The organism is Anaerotignum faecicola (assembly GCA_024460105.1).
Taxonomy (GTDB): Bacteria; Bacillota; Clostridia; order Lachnospirales; family Anaerotignaceae; genus JANFXS01.
This window is the reverse complement of record JANFXS010000508.1, coordinates 1-399: the sequence shown is the minus strand read 5'-3', so window position 1 is coordinate 399 and position 399 is coordinate 1. Positions and strand designations below refer to the sequence as shown.

General features: G+C 53.9%; 1 protein-coding gene. It reads left to right on the top strand.

The genetic code is table 11. The annotated features are described in order from the left end of the window. Nucleotides 1-63: 63 nt before the first annotated feature. Nucleotides 64-399 (top strand): DNA-binding response regulator (locus tag NE664_15120; GenBank protein ID MCQ4727964.1); only part of this gene is annotated, 336 nt, incomplete at its 3' end.

The window sequence follows — 399 nt, the reverse complement described above, 5'->3', positions numbered from 1 at the left end:
GATGTGGAGGCGGATGCCGGGCTTTCCGTTTTAATCCGGGAGCGATATCCACGGCCGGCGCTGATGCTGATCAATTTTAACTATGGATTTGAGGGCTTTTCCGAGGCATTTACAAGAGCGGACCAGAAAAAGGTCATGGGGTTTGCGGAAGACATAATCAGCGGCATGGTAAAGGGCTTCTTTGACAACAGCTGCGTTCTGCGGCGGGAGCAGAGCGGATTTGTCCTGGTACTGTCAACGGAAGGCATGGATGACTTTAAGAGGGAAGCCAGCGTGATGAGTGTGAAATTCCGCCAGGTTATGAAGGATTACTTCGAAGTGCCTGTTTCCATCGCGGTGAGCCTGCGGGGAGGAGGCGTGGACGAGATCCAGGATCTGCTGTATCAGGCCATGAGCGCC